This is a genomic window from Bradyrhizobium sp. IC3195, assembly GCF_020193585.1.
Lineage (GTDB): Bacteria > Pseudomonadota > Alphaproteobacteria > Rhizobiales > Xanthobacteraceae > Bradyrhizobium > Bradyrhizobium yuanmingense.
In genome coordinates this window covers 456,397-476,323 of record NZ_JADYVG010000002.1, presented here as the reverse complement: position 1 = coordinate 476,323, position 19,927 = coordinate 456,397, and the positions used below count along the sequence as shown (strand labels likewise).

Annotated in this window: 19 protein-coding genes; 11 read left to right on the top strand and 8 right to left on the bottom strand. The window is 65.2% G+C overall.

What is annotated here, in order from left to right:
* Nucleotides 1–221: 221 nt before the first annotated feature.
* Nucleotides 222–473 carry a hypothetical protein gene (locus I6F09_RS05985; protein WP_225187660.1) on the bottom strand — a complete coding sequence of 84 codons (252 nt, stop codon included), beginning with the start codon at nt 471–473 and terminating at the stop codon, nt 222–224.
* A gap of 142 nt (nt 474–615) precedes the next feature.
* Here I6F09_RS05985 and I6F09_RS05980 point away from each other — a divergent pair, with 142 nt between their 5' ends.
* From I6F09_RS05980 to I6F09_RS05970, 3 genes are all read left to right on the top strand, one after another.
* A complete protein-coding gene (locus I6F09_RS05980; RefSeq protein WP_346730108.1) occupies nt 616–1,365 on the top strand; it encodes a class I SAM-dependent methyltransferase in 750 nt (249 codons plus the stop codon).
* Between the two features lie 166 nt (nt 1,366–1,531).
* Nucleotides 1,532–2,683 (top strand): zinc-binding dehydrogenase, encoded by a 1,152-nt coding sequence (locus I6F09_RS05975; protein ID WP_225187659.1) that lies wholly within the window; start codon nt 1,532–1,534, stop codon nt 2,681–2,683.
* 25 nt (nt 2,684–2,708) lie between these two features.
* Nucleotides 2,709–3,131 carry a VOC family protein gene (locus tag I6F09_RS05970; protein ID WP_225187658.1) on the top strand — a complete coding sequence of 141 codons (423 nt, stop codon included), beginning with the start codon at nt 2,709–2,711 and terminating at the stop codon, nt 3,129–3,131.
* 6 nt (nt 3,132–3,137) lie between these two features.
* On the opposite strand, the gene I6F09_RS05965 is transcribed toward I6F09_RS05970, so the two are convergent.
* Nucleotides 3,138–3,878, bottom strand: a complete 741-nt coding sequence (locus I6F09_RS05965; RefSeq protein ID WP_036015251.1) for a metallophosphoesterase family protein — start codon at nt 3,876–3,878, stop codon at nt 3,138–3,140.
* Between the two features lie 271 nt (nt 3,879–4,149).
* Here I6F09_RS05965 and I6F09_RS05960 point away from each other — a divergent pair, with 271 nt between their 5' ends.
* The 3 genes from I6F09_RS05960 to I6F09_RS05950 all read left to right on the top strand — a co-directional run bounded on the left by I6F09_RS05960 (nt 4,150) and on the right by I6F09_RS05950 (nt 7,298).
* Nucleotides 4,150–6,075, top strand: coding sequence for a DEAD/DEAH box helicase (locus tag I6F09_RS05960; RefSeq protein WP_225157110.1), 1,926 nt, complete (start codon nt 4,150–4,152; stop codon nt 6,073–6,075).
* Between the two features lie 394 nt (nt 6,076–6,469).
* The gene (locus tag I6F09_RS05955; protein WP_225157111.1) at nt 6,470–6,955 is read left to right on the top strand and encodes a phasin; all 486 of its coding nucleotides are present in this window, start codon (nt 6,470–6,472) and stop codon (nt 6,953–6,955) included.
* Between the two features lie 115 nt (nt 6,956–7,070).
* Nucleotides 7,071–7,298, top strand: a complete 228-nt coding sequence (locus I6F09_RS05950) for a hypothetical protein (RefSeq protein ID WP_225115087.1) — start codon at nt 7,071–7,073, stop codon at nt 7,296–7,298.
* 45 nt (nt 7,299–7,343) lie between these two features.
* Here I6F09_RS05950 and I6F09_RS05945 read toward each other — a convergent pair whose 3' ends face one another.
* From I6F09_RS05945 to I6F09_RS05935, 3 genes are all read right to left on the bottom strand, one after another.
* A complete protein-coding gene (locus tag I6F09_RS05945; RefSeq protein WP_225187657.1) occupies nt 7,344–7,850 on the bottom strand; it encodes a GNAT family N-acetyltransferase in 507 nt (168 codons plus the stop codon).
* 79 nt (nt 7,851–7,929) lie between these two features.
* Nucleotides 7,930–9,063, bottom strand: a complete 1,134-nt coding sequence (locus I6F09_RS05940; RefSeq protein WP_225115095.1) for a DJ-1/PfpI family protein — start codon at nt 9,061–9,063, stop codon at nt 7,930–7,932.
* Nucleotides 9,064–9,199: 136 nt separating this feature from the next.
* Entirely contained in the window at nt 9,200–9,754 is a 555-nt protein-coding gene (locus I6F09_RS05935; RefSeq protein WP_225187656.1) for a PAS domain-containing protein, read from the bottom strand.
* Nucleotides 9,755–10,204: 450 nt separating this feature from the next.
* On the opposite strand from I6F09_RS05935, the gene I6F09_RS05930 reads away from it, so the two are divergent.
* Nucleotides 10,205–11,023: a rhomboid family intramembrane serine protease gene (locus tag I6F09_RS05930; RefSeq protein ID WP_036015285.1), complete on the top strand. Its 819-nt coding sequence runs from the start codon at nt 10,205–10,207 to the stop codon at nt 11,021–11,023.
* Between the two features lie 188 nt (nt 11,024–11,211).
* Nucleotides 11,212–11,640, top strand: coding sequence for a CBS domain-containing protein (locus I6F09_RS05925; protein WP_036015240.1), 429 nt, complete (start codon nt 11,212–11,214; stop codon nt 11,638–11,640).
* Here I6F09_RS05925 and I6F09_RS05920 read toward each other — a convergent pair whose 3' ends face one another.
* Nucleotides 11,641–12,714, bottom strand: a complete 1,074-nt coding sequence (locus I6F09_RS05920; protein WP_036015237.1) for a patatin-like phospholipase family protein — start codon at nt 12,712–12,714, stop codon at nt 11,641–11,643.
* Nucleotides 12,715–12,961: 247 nt separating this feature from the next.
* On the opposite strand from I6F09_RS05920, the gene I6F09_RS05915 reads away from it, so the two are divergent.
* The 3 genes from I6F09_RS05915 to I6F09_RS05905 all read left to right on the top strand — a co-directional run bounded on the left by I6F09_RS05915 (nt 12,962) and on the right by I6F09_RS05905 (nt 18,035).
* A complete protein-coding gene (locus tag I6F09_RS05915) occupies nt 12,962–14,035 on the top strand; it encodes a hypothetical protein (protein ID WP_225187655.1) in 1,074 nt (357 codons plus the stop codon).
* A 318-nt stretch (nt 14,036–14,353) separates the two neighbouring features.
* Entirely contained in the window at nt 14,354–14,593 is a 240-nt protein-coding gene (locus I6F09_RS05910) for a hypothetical protein (RefSeq protein ID WP_225185566.1), read from the top strand.
* 979 nt (nt 14,594–15,572) lie between these two features.
* Nucleotides 15,573–18,035, top strand: a complete 2,463-nt coding sequence (locus I6F09_RS05905) for an EAL domain-containing protein (RefSeq protein ID WP_225187654.1) — start codon at nt 15,573–15,575, stop codon at nt 18,033–18,035.
* On the opposite strand, the gene I6F09_RS05900 is transcribed toward I6F09_RS05905, so the two are convergent.
* Nucleotides 18,021–19,289, bottom strand: coding sequence for a serine hydrolase domain-containing protein (locus I6F09_RS05900; protein ID WP_225187653.1), 1,269 nt, complete (start codon nt 19,287–19,289; stop codon nt 18,021–18,023). The two genes, I6F09_RS05905 and I6F09_RS05900, sit on opposite strands and share 15 nt — an antisense overlap.
* Before the next feature lie 63 nt (nt 19,290–19,352).
* Nucleotides 19,353–19,916, bottom strand: coding sequence for a nitroreductase (locus I6F09_RS05895; RefSeq protein WP_036010490.1), 564 nt, complete (start codon nt 19,914–19,916; stop codon nt 19,353–19,355).
* Nucleotides 19,917–19,927: the final 11 nt, after the last annotated feature.

Sequence of the window (19,927 nt, the reverse complement as noted above, 5' to 3'; positions counted from 1 at the left end):
CGACCGTGCTCCGGCGCCGCAAATCGCGACGGGCCGCCGAGCGACGTCCCGAACCTGAGCTCTCCTCACGTCTTGCGGCGGGTCCAGCTTTCCTGGGGCTCGTCGGCCCATGCGGTCCCAAGACCAAGCATCGTGATCCAGGTCTCGGCCAGCTTGCCGCCCTCAATACGATAACTTTGCATGCCGGCGCGGCTACGCTTCTCGCCGGTTGCGGGATCGGGCTACACGAATGCAAATCGGAACCACGCGCCGTCGATCGTGAAGGAATGATCATACACCACGACGCGGATTCCGGGCCGGTCTCGATGCACCGTCTGCAATTCCGCAGCATATTCGTCCCGGCTGACGGTCCGGTCGCCTTTCTCATCGTGACGGACATAATGCGATCCCACGCAGTCCTGGATCAGGTCAATTCGTCCCTCGTGCCAAACCTGCTCCCAGCGATCAAAAAGCGCGCGTATGCTATCAGTCATGGGCTCTCAGAAATGAACTCGGTGCGACATCGCGCGCGCCGCTGCAAGATTCCTGCCGGACTACGCTTCCGACTGGCTCGTCGAGCTATCGCGGACGAGCCGCCCCACGCGGGGCGCGAGATTATCCGCTACAATCGCCCTCATGGAACAGAACAGTCTTTACCATCGCCCAGATCTCTACGATCTAATGGCGCCGCCAGATCCGATCCTCGAAGGCTTCTATGTCGAGATCGCACGCGAACGCGGCGGCCGCGTGCTCGATCTCGCGTGCGGCAGCGGTCGCCTGACGATTCCGCTGGCGCGGGCGGGATTTCAGGTCGTCGGAGGCGATTTGTCGCCGCAGATGCTCGAGCGCGCGCGGAGCTATGCCAGGGCTCAAGCGGTTGAGCTGGATTTGGTCCAGCTGGACATGCGCGATTTCGATCTCGGCGGGCGGACATTCGATACCATCGTCGTCGCCGTGAACTCGATCCTGCACCTGCATAGCCTCCACGACTTCAGAGGCTTCTTCGGATCGGTCGGCAGACACCTATCGCCGCAGGGCCGGCTGGTGTTCGACGCCTTCCTGCCCAATATCGCCAGGCTCAACGCTGATCCCAACAAGCGGGAGTTGATCGGCACAGTGGTCCACGATGGCCTTGGCGCGATCACCGTCGAGGAGACTGCGAGATACGACCCACTCACCCAGATCAGGCACGTGGATTGGTACTGGTCGAGCAAGACGGAGAAGGACTTTTGGCGAGTCGCGTTGCCGATGCGCAGCATCTTCCCGCAGGAGATGCCGTTGCTCGTGAGTTCGGGCGGCTTGCGCCTCATCGAGCGCTTCGGTGGTTTCGATCGCAGCGCGTTGACGGCGGAAAGCATGCGGCAGATATGCGTCTGCGGTCTCTAGCCCTGTAGCCCGGATGGAGCGCAGCGAAATCCGGGGCCGCTTCCCCGTATTCTGCTACGCTCCATACGGGCTACAAGCCGCACCTTGGCACGAGCGTGCATCTCACATACGCTTTGCCTCAGCCCGCACGATCAAAACACAACAAGCGGGCAGCGAGGAAACAGCCATGCAACAGATCCGCGTCTGCACCCACGCAGGGCCCGGCTCGGAGCCCGTCATCCGCACCGTGCCGTGGCCGAAGGTCGGCAAGAAGGCCGCACTGATCAAGGTCGGCGCCTGCGGGGTCTGCGGCACCGATCTGCATATTCTGAAAGGACATTGGCCGAAGCCGCTGCCCTGGCCGTTCACGCTGGGACACGAGCTCGGTGGAATCATCGTCGAATGCGGCGACGAGTTCACCGAAGATTTCATGAGCAAGCCGCTCAGCGTCGGTTCGAAAGTAATGATCCCGCCGCTAATGCCCTGCGGCCGCTGCTATTACTGCATCCATTATCCGCAAACCGCGAACAAGTGCCTGACGCCGGTCTATTACGGCCGCTATCTCGGCTTCGACAAGGCGCCGCATCTGTGGGGCGGCTGGGCTGAATATGTCTATGTCGATCTCGAGATGCTGCCGGGCACCAAGATCTACAAGCTGCCGGACGACATGTCGTTGCGTCTGGGTGCGCTGTCGGAACCCCTGACCTCCTGCATCCGTGCCTTCAATCGCGCGACGCGCGCCGGCGGATTCAGCTGGGGCGACACCGTGGTGATCCAGGGCTCCGGCCCGATCGGCATTCTGGCGGTCGCGGCCGCCAGGGAGATGGGAGCAGGGCGCGTAATCTGCGTCGGCGCGCCGGAGGAGCCGCGGCTCAAGCTGGCGCGTGAGTTCGGCGCCGAGGCGACCGTGAACATCGAGGAGCTGAAATCACCGCAGGATCGCATTGCGCGCGTCCGCGAGATCGTCGGCGGCTTCGGCGCCGATCTCGTGATGGACTGCTCGGGCCACCCCTCAGCCGGCCCCGAAGGCATCGAGATGCTGCGCGACGGCGGCACCTATGTCGAGATGGGCCAGTTCACCGACGCCGGCTCGATCGAGACCTCCTGGCACCGCATCTGCACCAAGGACCTCAACGTGCTGGGGTCGTGGGGCTTCACCGGCAACGACCTCCCGCTCGGCGTCGACATGCTCTACCGCACGCGCGACAAATATCCTTGGGCGAAGATGCAGACGATTTACCCTTTCACGGAAGCAGGCGTCGCGCAGGCGGTGAAGGACGCGGTGGCGATGAAGACGGTGAAGTCGACGATCGTGCCGTGGCCGGAGCTGGTGGAGTAAGAACGTAGCCGAGATGAGCGACCAAATGAAAAACGAAGAGACGGCCGACCCAAACCGGAGCTCCCCCTTCAACGCCATCCGCGCGATCGACTACACCGTCATCTTCGTGCGCGACATGGCGGCGATGCGCTGCTTCTACGAAGACGTCCTCGCGTTCCCGCTCTCGCGCGAGCTGTCGCCGAACTGGATCGAGTACGGCCTCGGCAGCAACACGTTGGTGCTGGCAAGGCCGAGCCGCACCGCCAGCGATGCACCGACGCCAGCGGGCAGCGCCTCGCTGCAGCTGGCCTTCAAGGTCTCTGCTGCAGAGGTCGACGCGTGCGCCGATGAACTCGTGCGGCAAGGCGTGGCGCTGCTGTCACCGCCGACCAACCAGCCCTTCGGCCATCGCACGCTGTTCTTCCGCGATCCCGACGGGAATCTGCTGGAGGTGTACGCCGAGATCTGAGAAATTCTATTTGACGTATCCCGACAACATGGCGTGCGCCCAGTCCGGACGGTTGTTGGCGAGCGCGCGCGCCGAGGCGGCCTCCCAGTCGTATTCGAGGGCCAGCAGCTCGACCTGCCAGCCCCTTTTGCCCTTGGTGAGGATCGCGTAGCGGGCGTGAGGCGAGCGGTGTTCCAGTTTCGCGGCAAAGGGAATGTCAGCGAAAACAGGGCATCCGACGCTGCCGGGATTGAGGACCAGACATTCGCGCGGCCCGTGAACGACGGCCGGGCGGTGGCTATGGCCACACAGCACCACGCGCGCCGCCGGCTCGCTCGCAAGGCGTGCTTCCAGCACGTCGCGGCGTGCCGGCACGAAGCGGCCGTCGTCGAGTGCGTCCTCCAGCAGGCACGCCGTATCGCTGTCGGGCGTGCCATGGCAGGCCAGGATGCCGTCGTCCAGTCGCAGCTGGGAGGGTAGGTTGTGAAGTGCACGACGCTGCTCTGCAGTCAGTGCGTTGCGCGCAAACAGACCTGCCGGCGAGAGCTTGTCGTCCGGAAACTCCTCGATCCAGCGATCATGATTTCCGCGCACGGTCGGCAACGCCAGCGATTGGAGGAATTCGAACGTTTCCCTCGGCCACAACGGGCTGGTGACGCAGTCGCCGAGGTTGACTATCCGATCGACGCCCCGCGTCTTGATATCCGCCAGCACCGCCTCCAGCGCGGCGAGATTGCCGTGGATGTCGGAAATGACCGCCAATCGCATCTTTATTCCCCATATCGCCAGACGTGAGCGTGGCTCGGCTATAGGCCGATCCCGCCGCGCTAAGGTTAATCGAGCTGGCCGCAAAAATCCGCTGCAAGCTTCAGGCGCGGCTCGTCGTCAAGCCATGCATCACGGCTATGGTGATTTCCGGGCGCTTGGCGTAAAGAGCGCCCAGATCAAATCAGCGTGCGGTCGGGCCGTTTGCCGCGCACGCAGCTCGGGGCGCCGGTTCACCGTTTGCGCGCCTGAATCAAACAAGGTTTCCCATCTCGTGTCTCTTCCGGCCCTGACCCCGCCGCTCGCCCGCGCTTTGGCCGAGCGGAACTATGATTCACTGACGCCCGTCCAGCTCGCGGTGCTCGCCCATGAAGCCACCAGCCGCGACCTCCTGGTCTCGGCCCAGACCGGTTCCGGCAAGACCGTCGCTTACGGCTTGGCCATCGCAAAGAACATCCTCGATGACGCCGAGCAGTTCGCACCAGCGGCCGCGCCGCTCGCCTTGATCGTGGCGCCGACCCGCGAACTCGCGCTCCAGGTTCAGCGCGAGCTGGCCTGGCTCTATGGGCATGCCGGCGGGCGTGTCGTCTCTTGCGTTGGCGGCATGGATCCGCGGCGCGAGCAGCGCGAGCTCGCCGCCGGCGCGCATATCGTCGTCGGCACCCCCGGGCGTCTGTGCGATCATCTGCGGCGCGGCCGTCTCGACATTTCCGAGCTCGCCGCGGTTGTGCTCGACGAAGCCGACGAGATGCTCAATCTCGGCTTTCGCGAGGACATGGAATTCATCCTCGAGACCACGCCGCAGACGCGCCGCACCTTGCTGTTCTCGGCGACGTTTCCGCGCGGCATCGTCGCGCTGGCGCGGCAATATCAGCGCGACGCCTTCCGGATCGAGGTCGCCGGCGACGAGGGCGGCCACGCCGATATCGAATACCGCGCGATCCGCATCGCGCCCGCCGACGTCGAGCATGCCGTCGTCAACGTGCTGCGCTTCTACGAGGCGCCGAGCGCGCTGGTGTTCTGCAGCACGCGCGATGCTGTCAGGCATTTGCAAGCCGCGCTCCTGGAGCGCGGCTTTTCGGTGGTCGCGCTGTCGGGTGAATTGACGCAGAACGAACGCACCCTGGCGCTGCAGTCGCTACGCGACGGGCGCGCCCGCGTCTGCGTTGCGACCGACGTTGCCGCCCGCGGCATCGACCTGCCGAGCCTCGACCTCGTCATCCATGCCGATTTGCCCAACGACGCCGAGGTCTTGCAGCATCGCTCGGGCCGCACCGGGCGCGCGGGCCGGAAGGGGACGAGCGTCCTGCTGGTGCCGCCCGCGCGGCGGCGGCGCGCCGAGCTGCTGCTCGATCTCGCAGGGGTCGACGCGGTCTGGGGCACGGCGCCGCAGGCGGAAGACATCCGCAAGCTCGATCATGCGCGCATGAAGGACGTGCTGTTCACGGAGGAGACTGGTCCCGACGATCTGGCTTTGGCGCAATCGCTATTGGCCGAGCGCTCGGCCGAGGACATCGCCGCCGCGCTCGCGCGGCTTTATCGCGCGCGGCTGCCGTCGCCCGAGGACATCATCGATCCCGGCGAGCGAAGCGGCAGGCCGGAACGCGGGCGTGATAGGTCCGAACAGGGCGAGGACCGCGCCAAGCCGCGGTCGAAGGCTGGGAAATCCTCGAAGCACGCCATGGCGGATGGCAGCGTCTGGTTTCGCGCCGCCATCGGGCGCCGCAAGAACGCGGAAGCGCGCTGGCTGCTGCCGATGATCTGTCGCCGCGGCGGCATCGACAAGCGCGACATCGGCGCCATCAGGATCATGGACACCACCACCGAGTTCGAGATCTCCCAGCGGGTCGCCGAATCCTTTGCGGCAAAGATCAAGCGTCCCGACAAGGAAGACAGCATCCGGATCGAGCCGATGACGGATGCGCCGGACCGGCAAGAAGCTCCTCAGGAGCGCCCCCGCGCGCCGCAGCGCGAGGCCGGCGCTCATCATGAACGGCGCGAGGATCGCCCGCGCGAGGCGAGTGGATTCAAGTCGCGCAGCAAGCCTCAGGGCGAGCGCGCGTCGAAATTCGGTGATGCGCGTTCTTTCGGAAAGAAAAAGAAGCACAAGAACAAGCCCGGCCATGCAGAGCCTTCGGTCACGCCGTGGCCTGCGAAGGGCGCGCCCGAGAAAAATGCGAAGAAGAAGCGTCGGGGCTGATCTGCCGCTTTCCGGCCCCGGCCAGACTAACGCCGCCGAAGGCTCGCGCGGTGCGCTATGGCGCAATCAATCAGTAACATGGTGCCATCCGGACGCGCCTGCGAGCCCGCGCCTTCTCGAGTTGGCAGAATCCTTTTCGGCAAACTCAAAGCGGCAAGAGCGGCGCCTGCGGCGAGGCGTCGCTTGAATCGAATTTAATCAAGTCGAGAGTCTGAAAGCGAACTGAAGGTCCGATCCTGGTTGGTCATAGTTGGCATCGGCAGGGGGGCGAGAGCAGCTCATCAGCAGCATCCCTCCATTTTGAGAGTAGGGGCACTGGTTTCCCGGTGCGGCCCGCACCCGGGAGCTTCTGAGAGTCTTCAATCCAACATCTGGTTTCGCGTGAAAGGATGGAATGACGATGCATGATGCCACTGTGAAAGCCGAGACGAATGCCACTCCCGCGGGTGGGAATGGTGGTGCAAGGCTCAAGTTCGACGTGCCGTTTTTCAATATCCAGGAGATCTTCGGCGATCTTGCCGAGCAGGGCGCCGCGCGGGCCAAGGCAAATCTCGAGCAGATGAAGGCGGCTTCCGAGGAGATCACCGACGCTTTCCGCGAAGCCTGTGCGACCAATGCCACGCGTGCCGCCGACTACGGCACCAAGGTCATCGAAATATCGAAAATCAATACCAGCTCCACCCTGGAATTCCTGTCCCAGCTCGCCGATGCAAGGTCGTTTGCGGATGTCGTGAACCTCTCCACCACCCACACCCGCAGGACCTTTGAAATGGCTTCCGGGCATAACCGGGAGCTTTGGGACCTTGCCCAGAAGGTTGCGACCGAGACGGCCGAGCCGATCAAGAAGAGCTTCAACCGGGTTCTGCACAGGGCAGCTTGAATCGAGGCTATCGGCCGCGTGAATCGGCGGACGAGCGTCTTCGCCAGAAGAGACGCCGTCCGGCTGATGGCGGCGACGCCTTTCCGTGAAGGGATGCCGAGCTGGAGGAAATCAGATGGGTATGGTGATGATCAAGTGCCCGGAAACGGGCCGAGCCATTTCGACCGGCATCGAGATGGACCGCGAACGATTTCGGTGCAGTGCAGTGTTCTTCTCTCGCACCTATTGCGAGATGTGTGCGGCAACGCACGAGTGGTTTGCCAAGGAGGCGTGGGTCTACGAGACGGGAAGTCCGGGGGTAGGCAGTCGTTCCGCGCGGGGGCGGCGTGAAGAAGCAGCCTGACGGCGTCCTGCGAAGCAATCCGATCAATTTGCCCGGGGACGGGCATTACGTCGCGGCGAGGTCGCGCAGCATGTAGGTCGCGCCGTCGCCGTAGGATGCGAGCTTTGCGTGCAACTCGGCGTCCGCCGTCACGGTCCGAAAGCCGACGCGTTCCCATAGCGGCGGCGTGCCGTAGACCGAGACCAGCGCGAGCGTTCTGATGCGTGATGCACGCGCCAGCTTCTCGATATCACCGACATAAGCGCGCACGACGCCGCCGCGGAACTCCGGCAATACCGCGACGTCGTGGATGTAGAGACAGTCGGCGCGATCGGGCAATGCTTGCAGAAAGCCGTCGAGCGGCGGAATTCGGTACCGCATCCAGGGATGTGCCAGCCCGTAGCCGATGATGCCCTGGTCCGTATCGAGCACGCCGCAGCCCTCCGGGCAAAGCCTGATCTTCTCCGCCAGCACCTCTTCGCGTTCGGGCAACGCCGGATGGATGCGTGCCGCAATCGCGCTTATCGCAGGAAGGTCGGAGGCGCGCGCGGGACGCCAATGCGGCTTGCTCATGTCGATCCGTCGTTCCGTGGTGTCCTTCCAATCTATTCCGCCGCGGCGATGCGCGCAGCGGGAAAGATCCTGGCGGTCGTTATCGCGGATATTCCAGCTGCATCGCCACGAAGTCGGCCGTGCGTGCTCCGTAGCGCGTCTCGATCGCGCGCAGCGTTTCGTCCAGCGCCCGCGCCGGCGGCGAGGCGCCGGAATCCGGCACAGCCTGCTCCGCCGGCCAGCTCCCGGCAATGCGGTCCGGCAGGATGCGAAGACCGCTGCGGCTGGTCCGCGCCTCTGCCGTGGCGGCGAAGGTGAGGGCGCGCGAGCGGTAGGTGCGCGACCACGCATCGGCGATCAGGGCGAGCGAGACCTCGTCGACATCAGGCGTCAACGCGATGCCGAGTTGCTCGCGCTTCCAGAATGCGAGCGTGTTTGCGATCGCCGTCAGCGCGAAGGGGCGTGTGAAGCTGAACGCGTCGCTGCGGTGGCGTGCGTCCCATCGCGCAAGGCCGATGTCGCCGGCGACCGCCTCGGCCTTGGCGCGGCCGGCGATCGCCTCGATCAAGGTGAGGGCCATCGGCATGGATGCGGTGATGCCAGTGGTCGTCGCGACGCCCTGGTCGACGACCAGCCTGCGGTCCGCCGCGTAGCGGATCGTCGAATGCTTCTTCAGATCGCCCACGGAATACCAATGCGTCGTGGCCCGCTTGCCGTCGAGCAGCCCGGTGTTGGCAACAACCGTGGCACCGACGCACACGCCGATCACAATCGCGCCCTTGCCGGCTTGGCTCCTGATCCAGTGCAAGACCGTTGCGTCGTCGTCGCGGCTCATCGCCGGCACGATGACGTAGTCGGCGCCATCGGGGTGCGCGGCATCGAACTCGGCGATGGTCGCATGCGGCTGCACCTTGAGGGCGGGATAGAGCGTGACGGGCCCTGGCTGCGTCGACAAGGTGAGGACGTCGGCAATGTCGGCGCGGGCGAGAATGCCGTAGGGCATCAGGTAATCGGTGGTCTCGCTCATGTCGTTGATGCCGACGATGGCGATCAAGGGTCGCTTGCGTTTCGGCGGTTTCAGCGCCGCCAGGGTCGATTCGGTTTCGTCTCTGGAAATCGCAGGCGCGGGTCCCGAGGCTGGCGCGGCGGGCAGCAGTAGCAGCCAGGTCGCGCCGATCCCTGCCAGCAATGTCATGCCGCCGAGGGCAGTCCACGCCAGATTGCGCCAGCTCATCATGATGTCACCCCGCTCGTCTCACGCGGCGCGGAAGCTATCCGGTCGCATCGACATCAGGAATGACGCAAATCCGGCAAAAACGGTCATGCCGCGCGGCGATCCATCGCAGGATCGCCGCACGTCTGCAGGGGCTCTATCGCAGCCCCTCATACACCATCAGCCCGCGCGCGATCTGCAATTTGCGGATGGCGCGCGGCAGGAGTTTCTCCGGCTGGTGCAGGTAGCGCCAGGAAGTGAGGGTGAAGGCGGACAACGTGCCGCATTCGTCGTCGAACGGCGCGAGCACGCCGGTGACGCTGACCGGCGTATGCGGGCGGGCGTTGAAGGGCAGCAGCAGGAGCTCGAGATGCGCCTTGCTGCCGTCCTCGCGCGCGGCGGTGACGCCGGCGATCGCGCCCAGCGTCTCGTCGGCGACGATCGTCGTGATTTCCTCGATCTCGCTGCGGCTTGCTTCTATGAACAGCGCCGCAAAGCTGCGGTCCTTGAGGTCGGTTCCCGCGAGCGCGCAGACGCGCGTGCCGGCGACGCGGAACGGGAAGCCGAGGTTCGGCTCGCAGGACAGCACGAAGATGTCGCCGAGCAGGCCGCGGACCGCGGCCGGGTCGATGTCGGCCCGGTCAGGAGCCCGTGCAGTGCCGCGCTTCTTGTCCCAATACGCGAAGAACGCGCGGCTCGACGGATGTTTCATGACTGAACGCTCGCCCCGGGGGTGCAACCTCGAAGGGACAGACTTGTCCCGCTTCAGTGCACCCGCGATCCCTTCTGTTGTTGTGCAGGAGGGGATTTGCAGCGTCCATGCCGCCGGCGCGTTTTCAGGCTTCTTGGGCCGGCCTTTACGTCGTTAACGTTAAATTAACTATGCGCTTCGTGCCGGCCGCGCGCCTGCTATGGTGACCGCGGTCGCAAGCCTCGCCGCTTTTCTCCAGGTTCTCGGCGGGGCCTGTACAGGGCGTCAAACAGTTTGGTCACGGGCCGCGGGGAGGGGTGGGGATACGCCTTGTCTCTCCGGCCACCGGAAGACCGACACGGACAGGCAGGGCTTCGGCCCTGCCTTTTCCTTTTGTGCACTTGCGCAGGGACGGCAAAGGCGCCTATCTCCAAGTCTGTCGCCCCGATGTCGCCCGAAAGCGAAGCTGCCTTGGATTCCCCGCAAGATTCGTCGCCGCAAGGTCCTGAGCCGGGCCCGCCGGCCGTCGTGGAGGCTCCGCGCGAGCCGATCCTGACGCTGCCTCCGGCGCTGACCGCCTATATCCTGCTGCTGGCGGTGATCCATCTGCACGTGCTGCTACCGCCCGAGCTCGAGAACTGGACCATCGACGTCTTCGGCTTCATCCCGAAGCGCTACGATTCCTCGCTGCTCAATCTGCAGATCCCGGGCGGGGCGGGGGCGAAGGTCTGGACCTTCGTCACCTATTCGCTGCTGCACGCCAATCTCACCCATCTTGGCTTCAACGTGCTGTGGCTCTTGCCGTTCGGCAGCGCGTTGGCGCGGCGTTTCGGCACCGTCAGGTTCTTCGTCTTCCTGGCCGTGACGGCGGCGGCCGGCGCGCTCGCCCATCTCATCACCCATGAGCATGCGGTGGCGCCGATGATCGGCGCCTCGGCCTCAGTGTCGGGCGCGATGGCAGCCGCAATCCGCTTTGCCTTCGTCCGCGGCAGCTTCCTGTCGTTCAGCCGATCGGATGCCGATACCGCCGCGAAAGTTCCGGCGCTGCCGCTGTCGCGCGCGCTCCGCGACGGGCGGGTGGTCGGCTTCCTCGCCGTTTGGTTCGGCATCAACATCATCTTCGGCGTGGGCGCGATCGGGGTCGATGCGGAAACCACGAGCGTGGCCTGGCAGGCGCATATCGGCGGCTTCTTCGCCGGCCTGTTGTTGTTCGCGCTGTTCGATCCCGTGCCGCGCGTGCGAAGCGATGCTGCGGATGCGTCATCACGGGACGTTTCAGACCGTATCTGAAGCGGCGCTTGCGACGCGGCCCGAATTCATCCATCATTCCCGCGAAGAATGTTCCGAAGCGACACGTCCTTAGCGGCGATGCTTCGCAAAGCGCACGAGCGTGAAACCGGCGCTGTAACTGTTAGTTGAAGACTCGCGAACAAGTCCGAACCGCCAAAGGCGGACGGCTCGGATTCAGGGAGGCGACGATGACGGTACGTTCCATTCTGAACACCAAGGGCCACCAGATCATGAGCGTCGAGCCCGACGCCAAGCTGGCGGACGCGATCAAGCTGCTCGGCGAGAAGAAGATCGGCGCGGTGCTGGTGATGAGCCAGAGCCGGCTCGAGGGCATCCTGTCGGAGCGCGACATTGTGCGCGTGCTCGGCGAGCGCGGCGCCGGCGTGCTGGAGGCGCCGGTCTCGGAGGTGATGACCCGCAAGGTCGTGACCTGCAAGGAGACCGACACCGTCGCCGAGCTCATGGAGATGATGACGACCGGCAAGTTCCGTCATCTGCCCGTGATCGACAACGGCAAGGTGGTCGGCCTGATCTCGATCGGCGACATCGTCAAGCGCCGCGTCCAGGAATACGAGAGCGAGCAGGAAGCCCTGCGCGACTACATCAAGACTGCCTGATCAGGCCAAGTCTCCCGCTTTCGGCTCGTCCGCTTTCGGCGCGATGCCCGCGGGCGCCGGCGCCAGCACGTGGATCGCCTCCTGGATGGACTCCAGTGCACGCTCCGCAGCGCGCGTGCCATGTGCGATCAGGTCTTCGGAGCGGTGGAAGTCGAACCAGCCGAACTGACCGACCCGCGGCGTGATCAGCATGTCGGGCGGATCGCCGGCGAGACGGGCGCGGGTGATGCGGTCCTGCATGATGTTGAAGGCGTCCACCATCACCGAGGAGATGCCGGGCCGGCCGTTACCGCCGAAGAACTCGCGCTTCATCGTCTTCTCGGGCGAGAACAGGCGCGGGAAGCGCCGCTTCGCCGTCGGCTCCTCGGCCACCGGTACGACCGGGGCGGGCACTGCGCCGTGCGAATAGATCGTGGTGGAATGGGTGAAGATGTCGCTGGAAAGATTTGCGGCGATGACGATTTCGGCGCCGAGCGCGCGGGCGGCCGAGACCGGCACCGGGTTCACCAGCGCGCCGTCGACCAGCCAGCGGTCGCCGATCAGCACGGGCGCGAAGATGCCGGGCAGGGCGTATGAGGCGCGCATGGCATCGACCACGCGGCCGCGCGTCAGCCAGATCTCGTGGCCGGTGCGAACCTCGGTCGCGACGCTCGCGAACTTGATGGGCAGGTCCTCGATCAGGATCTGCCCGATCGCCTCCTCGAGCCGGGTCGCGAGCTTCTCGCCACCGAGCAGGCCGGAGCCGTTGAGACGGATATCGAGATAGCCGAGAATGTTGCGCATCCCTTGCAGGCTGCGCCCCCATTCCTCGAACGTATCGAGCCGGCCGGCCGCGTGGAGGCCGCCGACCACGGCGCCGATTGACGTGCCGACCACGACATCGGGCACGATTCCATTGGCAATCAGGGTCCTCAGGATTCCGATATGGGCAAAGCCGCGCGCCGCGCCGCCGCCGAGGGCAAGGCCGATCACCGGCCGGCGGATGCTGCCCAGGCCAACTTTTTCGCCGACTTTTTCGCCCACTTTCTCGCCGTTCGAGCCGTTCGCGCCCCGGCCTTTCAATCTGTCTAGCACCGAAACTCTCCTACGCCGGGCCAGCCCGCATCGTCAGACTAGGCATCGCACTTGCGCTCCGCCATATCAGGCGCGAAGCATGGTTTATGCCGCTTTGGAAAGGGCACGGGGCAGGAATATGGCGAGGGCCGGTTGCCACGGGGCTAATCACGCAACCCTCAAGCCGGTTCCACCGAAGGTCCAGGGCCGTATTCCCTGGGGTTTCAGAGGCTTGAATTTGCCGCGTTTTCGGTGAAAAGCAGGGACCATGACACGCGGGGGTGACGGCATCAGCGGATGGCGGCGCAGCAGCAGGCTGCTGCCGGCGCTCGTCCTTGCCGCATGCCTCTTTACTTCCGGCCGAAATGCCGCCCTGGCGCAGCTTTTCTCGGATCGTCCGCCGCCGGTACCGCCGGCCTCGGTGCCCGACCCAGGCAACGCTGTCAGCCTGGCGCCGCCCTCCGGGCTGGGCGCGGGACCGCCAAGCCTGCCGCCGACCCTGATGCAGCCGGCGACCCCGAGCATGCCACCGCCCGCTGTCTCGACCGTGCCGCCCGCCGCCCCGCTGAATGCGGCCGTGCCCGGACAGGGCGTGCTGTCGCTGACGGCGAAGTACGGCAAGGACTCGGCCCCGATCACCAGCGGCCTGGTCTGGCGCGTGTTTGCCGACCGGCCCGACGAGAACGGCACCTTCAAGCTGATCCGCGAGGACCGCAGCGGGACGCCGAACATCGTGCTGCCGCCCGGCAATTATGTCGTCCACGTCGCCTTCGGCCTCGTCAGCGCGGTGCGCACCGTCAGCCTGAAGTCCGAGACCAATCGCGAATCCTTCGTGCTGCCGGCCGGCGGCCTGCGCATCGAGGGCCGCGTCGGCACCAGCCGCATTCCGCAGAACCAGATCTCATTCGCGATCTACAAGGGCAGCCAGTTCGAATCCGGCGAGCGCGCTTCCCTGGTGCCGAACGTCGCCGCCGGCGACGTCGTGCTGATCCCGGAGGGCACCTATTACATCGTCTCCAACTACGGCGATGCCAATTCGGTGGTGCGCTCGGACATCCGCGTCCAGGCCGGCAAGCTCACCGACGTCACCATCACCCACCGCGCCGCCGTCATCACGCTCAAGCTGGTCAGCGACAGGGGCGGCGAGGCGCTCGCCAACACCGCCTGGTCGGTGCTGACCCCCGGCGGCGACGTCATCAAGGAATCGATCGGCGCGTTCCCGCGCGTCGTGCTGTCCGAAGGCGAGTACCGCGCCATCGCCAAGAACGAGGGCAAGGTCTACGAGCGCGGATTCAACGTCGTCAACGGCGTCGACGGCGAAGTCGAGGTCATCGCGCGCTAAGGGCAGCCGGCGGCGAGAGGCTCCGGCACGACGATTCTCATCGCGCGCACGGATGTGCATCTTCTGTTACCGTCACCGTCAGTGGGTTTCTGCCAGGTAACCTCGGACCCCTCTCTGTGTTCTGTTGTGAACACTGGTAGCGTCATCATTACGTGCAGGGACCAGCAAACACCGGCGGCATCGGCTTATTCCAGCAGCAGCGCGTCTTGCTTACGATCGTGGACGGTACGTATTTCCGATAATCAATTTTATTCTCTTTCCATCCTGCTGCGCTATATGTCTGGCGTCCGTCCAACGGGGGGAAGCCGGAGCAGGCTCATGCCTTGCAGGACCGGCATGGAGCAGGGGACCAGGCTTGTCGACATGTTCGAAGTGATCCTCACCAGGCGCAAGCGGTTCGGCTGGCGGTGGCAGGTGTGCGACCAGTCCGGCAAGATATTTGCCGACGGCTTCGCGCGCACGCGCCCGTCCGCCAAATATCAGGGCGAACGCGCGTTGTTCTTCCTGCTGTCCCAGGCCTATTTGCGCAACCGCTCGGCGGCCTCCAGCGAGGATTAGCGGGGTAGGCCACCATCCCTTGCGTTGCCCGACGGGCAAAACACGCGAGCGCTAGGTCAACGCACGCGGCCCAAATATTCCGCTTTACCGAAATTCGGAAATCGCGTATGTCTCGCGCAACCCGGCCCAAGGAAGAGGGGCGTATCGCGATCGTCACGAACGCGGGCCGAGGGGCGGTGGACGCTGATGGCGTTGGCGCGAAAAGGCTTTGCAGGGCGGAGAGCCGTGAGCAAAGACCTCGCGCATACGACCGGTGTCATCGGCGTACGGCAAAATCGTGTGGTCCTGGCGCCCGGGGTCTGTGCGCCAAGTCTTGTGGTGATGTGAGCGGCCCAACCGGGCCCACGCGTCAGCCATCCGCAAGGCGACGGGGGCAATAGTGCATCGCTCCCCGGGGAGAGCACGACATAAGCCGTAAAGCCACTGCGCAGGGAAGGCCGGATGTTTGGCTTCACCTGTATGCCGCTGTGCAAATTCTTCGTTGCCACCTTTCGCACAGTGGACCGTGGGTGCCCGGCCGGCACCCGGTCTTCCCTGCGCCCTCTTTCAATTGAGGGTGAGCGAGAAGCAAAGCTCGGGCGAGAAATGCCGCGAGGATGCGGAAGCGTGTCTGCAAGCGAAATGCGAATTGAAGAACGGCGCTGCCCACCACACACTCCGTCATTGCGAGCGAAGCGAAGCAATCCAGGAATGCATCCGCGGAAGATTCTGGATTGCTTCGCTGCGCTCACGGTGTTGAGGCAGGTGCGCGCCAAAGCTCCGCTCTCCGGCCCGGCTCTGCGCCGCATCGCTTGCGCGCCGCGCTGTGTCCGGGACACGAGAGCAGCTTCGCGCAACCGTCACAGTCTCTAACGCCCACTAACCAACACCTGACTTAAAACTGTCATAATCGCTGAATGGAACCCGCGCCTGCGCGCTTTTTACACGTCGTTAAGCGCGCCTGCATTGGATGCGGCGGGAAAGTGCGTTGGGGACTGCAATGACTGCCGCGAAGAAGATGCCGGGAAAACCGGCCGCCGAAATGTTCGACGACATCCCGGTGCTTCAGCGCAAATGGCGTGCGGCGTTGAAGCCGGGCGAGCGGTTGCCGCGTTACGAGGACGTCATGCTCGGCAGTCTCGGACGGCTCGCCGACCACATCGCGCTCTTGAAGAACGATGGCGTGCTCGAACTGTCGCGCAGCGGACGCTACGTGCAGAAATGGCTCGGCGAGGAGCGCTGGGACATTCCCCTAGCCGAGCTGTCGCCCGATTGCGCCACGGCGCTGTCGGAAGCGGCGGCGAGCGCGCTGGCGGCCGGACGGCCGCACCGGGCGAGCGCGCATTGCGTGCGCGACGGCATGGTCAGGACCTACGACGTGCTGGCGCTGCCGACGTCCTCGCGCTGGGGCGCGACGCTGATCGGCGCCTATGTCAACGAGCGCGGCGCGCAATACAATCTCCTCGACGCCATCTTTTCCGCGACCGACGACGCCGTGGTCTCGCTGGCGACGCTGCGCGATGCCGCCGGCAAGCCGTTCGACCTTCAGGTCGTGCACCACAACAAGAGCGCGGGTGAGCTGCTGAAGGTTGCAGGCGCAAGCCTGTTGTGGCGGCGGATCGGTGAGGGCGGCACGCTGCTGGCTTTGCCCGAGGTGATGGAATTCCTGCTCAAGGCCGTTGCGGGCAGCCGCTGCGAGCAGCTCGAGCTGGAGAGCGAGGGGCGCTACCTCAGGCTCAGCGCCACGGCCTTTGCCGACGTGGTCTCGCTGACCATCTCCGATGTCACTGTCCTGAAGCGGCGCGATGCTTCGTTCCGCCTCCTGTTCGACAACAATCCAATGCCGATGTGGGTGTTCGACGCAGAGACCAAGGAGTTCCTCAGCGTCAACGACGCCGCGGTCCAGCACTACGGCTACAGCCGCGCGACCTTCCTGCGCATGAAGCTGCACGAGATATGGCCGGAGGACGAGTGGGACAGCCACGCCGCGGCGCTGGAGCGCCTCGGCGACGCCTACCACTCCTCGCGCAATTGGCGACACCTGCGCGCCGACGGCAGCGAGATCGAGGTGCTCACCTTCGGCCGTCGCGTCGCCTTCGACGAGCGCGACGGCTATCTGGTGGCGGTGGTCGACATCACCGAACGGCGCAAGGCCGAAGCGCGCATCGCCTATATGGCGCATCATGACGGGCTCACCGACCTGCCGAACCGCGAGCACTTCCAGGAGCGCCTGAAGCAGGCGCTGGACCAGGCCGCGGGAAAACGGGTCGGCGTGCTCTACATCGACCTCGACCTGTTCAAGAACATCAACGATTCCTTCGGTCATCCGGTGGGCGATCGCCTGTTGAAGCAGGTCGCCGAGCGCCTGACCATAGCGGTCCGCGGCACCAATCTCGCCGCGCGGCTCGGCGGCGATGAGTTCGCCGTCATCTTGGCTGCCGACGTCTCGCCGAACGAGGCCAGCGCCTGTGCCTCCCTGCTGATCGACATGCTCAAGGCGCCTTACGACGTCGACGGACAGGAGATGGTGATCGGCGCCAGCATCGGCATCGCGCTGTCGCCGGGCGATGGCACCACGCCGGAAGAGTTGATGCGCAATGCCGACATGGCGCTGTACCGGGCCAAGGCCGACGGCGGCGGCGTGCACCACTTCTTCGAGCGTGAGATGGACCTCCAGGCGCAGAGGCGCCGCGACATGGAGCTGGATCTGCGCCGGGCGTTCGCCAACGGCGAGTTCGAGCTGCACTATCAACCGCTGGTGTCGATCGCCTCCGACCGCATCTCCGGCTTCGAGTCGCTGCTGCGCTGGCGTCATCCGGACAAGGGCATGATCTCGCCCGCGGAGTTCATCCCCGTCGCCGAAGACATCGGCCTGATCACCCAGCTCGGCGAATGGGTGCTGCGCGAAGCCTGCACCGAAGCGGTGAAATGGCCCGTCGACGTCAAGGTCGCCGTCAACCTGTCGCCGGCACAATTCCGCAGCCGCAACCTGGTCCAGGTCGTGATCTCGGCCCTAGCGCAGTCCGGCCTGTCGCCGAAGCGGCTCGAGCTCGAGATCACTGAGTCGATTTTCCTGGCCGAGACCGACGCCAATGTCGCCACCTTGCACCAGTTGCGCGAGCTCGGCGTCGGCATTTCCATGGACGATTTCGGCACCGGCTATTCCAGCCTGAGCTATCTCCGCAGCTTTCCGTTCGACAAGATCAAGATCGACCGCTCCTTCGTCAAGGATCTGGCTGAGCGGCCCGACTGCGGTGCGATCGTGCGCGCGATCTCGGGTTTGGGGCGCAGCCTCAACATCACCACGACCGCGGAAGGCGTCGAGACTGAGGATCAGCTCGACTGGCTGCGCGCGGAAGGCTGCAACGAGGTGCAGGGATTTCTGTTCAGCGCCGCGCGGCCGGCGGCCGAGATCGGAAAGCTCCTCGCCGATTTCGGCCAGCGCACCTCACGGGCGGCGTAATGCGGGCGGATAGCAATCGTAGACCAGCGCCTTGAACGCGGGGGTGATGCGCCCGCGCTCGTTCTGGGTCTGCTGCATCATGACGTAGACCATGTCGAGCTTGGGATCGACGCCGAAATAGGTGCCGCTCCCCGAGTCCCATTTCAATTCGCCGAGCGAGCCCGGCGGCGGCGGTTTTGCATTGCCGGGATCGGTGCGCACCGCAAGGCCGTAGCCGTAGCCGAAGCCGTCGCCTGGAAAATAGAAATAGTCGCGACCGACGCCGGAGCCCGGCCCGATCTGATCGGTCGTCATGGCCTTGAACGCCGCGGGGCTGAGATAGCGCCTGCCCTCGAGCTCGCCGCCGTTGAGCAGCATCTGCGAGAAGCGCTGATAGTCGGTGATGGTCGAGAGCAGGCCGCCGCCGCCCGACTGCCATTCTGGATGGTCCAGGCGGTCGCGCTCGCCGGCGAGCAGGATTGAGTCGCTCGGCAGCGGCCGCGCCATCCGCGCCAGCTCGTCCTCGGTCGCGAGCGTAAATTTGGTGCTGTTCATGCCGAGTGGATCGAAGATGCGGGCCTTCAGGAAGTCGTACAGCGTCTGGCCCGAGATGATCTCGATGACGCTGCCGAGGACGTCGGTGGAATGGCCGTAGCGCCACAGCGTTCCGGGCTGCCGCGCCAGCGGCAGCTTGGCGATGCGATCGGCGAATTCCCTGTTGTCGAAATGGCCCGCGAAGATGTTGGCCATCTTGTAGGCGTGCTCGACCCATTCGCTGCCGATGTAATCGTAGCTGATGCCCGAAGTATGCCGCAGCAGATCCTCGATGTTGACGGGGCGGTCCGGTGGGTCGAGGTCCAGCTCGACCGTGCCGCCTGGTAGGGTCACCTCGCGGCCCACCTTGGTCTCGGCGAACAGCGGGACGTATTTCGACACGGGGTCGGTCAGCGCGAGCTTGCCCTCGTCGATCAGCATCATCGCGGCGAGGCACGTGATCGGCTTGGTCATGGAGTGGATGGCAAAGATCGTATCCGACGTCATCGCAAGGCCATTCCTGGTGTCGCGCACGCCGAAGCACTTCAGATAGACCGGCTTGCCGTGTTGCTGAACGAGGATCACCGCGCCCGGCAGGCGGCCGCTTGCCACCTCGTTGTCGAAGAACGCCGTGATGCGGTCGAGCCCGTCGGGCGAGGGGGCGGGGATGTCCGCGGCCCGGCTTCGCGCCATCGTGCCGGCGAGCATCGCGGCCCCGACCAGAAATTCACGGCGTCTCATCCGGAGCTTCCTCCCCGGCGGGATCAAAGCCGCAAGAGGCTCGATGCGTCAACACAACATCGATTAAAATCGCGTCACGATGTCCGAAAGTGACGGGCGCGGACGGTCCTCGTTCGGCTTGGTCGGCGTGCCGATATGAATGAAGCCGGCGAGCTTCTCATCCGGCTTGAGGCCGAGGCCGTCGAGCACGTCGCGGTCGAAAGAGAACCAGCCGGTCAGCCAGCAGGCGCCGTAGCCGAGTGCGGTGGCGGCGGTGACGATGTTCATGGCGCTGGCGCCCGCCGACAGTTCCTGCTCGAACGCCGGCACCTTCGGATGCGGCTTGGTGAAGCTGACGATGCCGATCACCAGCGGTGCGTCCATTAGGCGCTTGCGCTCGGTCTCGACGTCGGCCGCCGGCGCCCCCGGATTCTTCCTGGCGAAGACCCGCGCGATCACCTCGCCGGCACGTAGCCGGGCCTCGCCCTCGAAGATGATGAAGCGCCAGGGCGCGAGCTTGCCGTGATCGGGCACGCGCGCCCCGATGGTGAGGATGGTCTCGAGCTCGGCCGCCGACGGGCCGGGCCCCGTCATCTCGCGCGGCTTGACCGAGCGGCGGGTCTTCAGGAGTTCGATGGCATCGGGCACTGCGATATCCT